The 1,033-nt window shown below is 41.9% G+C and carries 2 protein-coding genes; both read left to right on the top strand.

Going from position 1 to position 1,033, the window contains the following annotated elements; translation table 11 throughout:
- On the top strand, window positions 1-669 hold a 669-nt coding region (locus ABJ99_RS27875; RefSeq protein WP_195842920.1), incomplete at its 5' end, for a DNA/RNA non-specific endonuclease.
- A gap of 4 nt (window positions 670-673) precedes the next feature.
- Window positions 674-982: a hypothetical protein gene (locus ABJ99_RS25205; protein ID WP_057447048.1), complete on the top strand. Its 309-nt coding sequence runs from the start codon at window positions 674-676 to the stop codon at window positions 980-982.
- The last annotated feature ends 51 nt before the right edge of the window (window positions 983-1,033 follow it).

The raw sequence follows: 1,033 nt of genomic DNA, 5'->3' as shown, positions 1-1,033 counted from the left end.
GATAAGATGGCTGATCTGGCTAAAATGGAGAAGCTTGCCAAAGCCGAAGCTGCACGCAACCGTGTTGTAGGCGCCATTGCAGATAGCCAGGAGGCACGTGCCGGCTCCAACTTTGGGCAGTTTGCTAAGACTGAGGGTGAGCTTCGGGATGCACTGGCGGCAAAAAATGCAACAACCCCAGTTATAAAAATTGAAGCCTCAAAAGTTGAAAAAGGTTCTCCGGAATACGACGCATTAAATAACTTAAAAGCAAATTCAAGTTATGAGCTAGATAACGGAACAACATTCATCACAAACTCACATGGCTATGTTGAGGATATTACGTTCACTCCTACCCTAACCAAGGTGCCTCGTGATGCTCGTCAGACTGCCGTCGGGAAGGAAGGACTTTCTACTGACGTTGGAGGTCATGTCCAAGCATGCTCGCTCGGTGGAACATGCGATCGATACAATCTTTTCCCACAAGACCAAAATTTTAATAACTCCGCTTATAAAAAGTTTGAAAATCAATTGAGAAATGCGTTGGAACAGGGTGATAATGTTGGCCCTGTAAACGTCACTTTTAGAAGACTTGACGCTGGCTCACCAAGACCTGATTCACTGGTAGTAAAATACACTATCAATGGAGAGCCTAGAACTCGTCGATTTAAAAACCAGAACGGTGGATAATACAATGCAAAGACAATTTGAAATTCTAAATGAGCTCGCTCAAATTCTTTCTAGCGAAGCTGATTGCGACTATCAATCCCTCTATTACAAGGGCGAAGTCAATACTGAAGAAGGCTGGACAGAGTCCAGCTTTAAATTCAATATTAGTAATGAAACAAAATCAGTATTTTTAACTGATACTTCTGAAGAAAGCATATCTAGCCTTGTATTTGAGCTAAACGAAATTATGAAAAAACAAACTGGTGGCTGTTGGAAATGGATGACCTTATCTATTGACGAAAAGGGCGAAGCTAAGGTTCACTACGAGTACTAATATATCAATTCGAGAACCTCGTAGTCTATTTATCCAAAGCCGCATTGACCA

The sequence above is a fragment of the Pseudomonas syringae pv. cilantro genome (genome assembly GCF_001293775.1).
In the GTDB taxonomy this organism is placed as follows: domain Bacteria; phylum Pseudomonadota; class Gammaproteobacteria; order Pseudomonadales; family Pseudomonadaceae; genus Aquipseudomonas; species Aquipseudomonas syringae_P.
The sequence above is the reverse complement of the archived record's forward strand: the minus strand, read 5'-3'. Positions and strand labels throughout refer to the sequence as shown.

What these genes read in the sequence shown, in the direction of transcription:
- ABJ99_RS25205 (WP_057447048.1), top strand. Translation starts at nt 674, where the DNA reads ATGCAAAGACAATTTGAAATTCTAAATGAGCTCGCTCAAATTCTTTCT.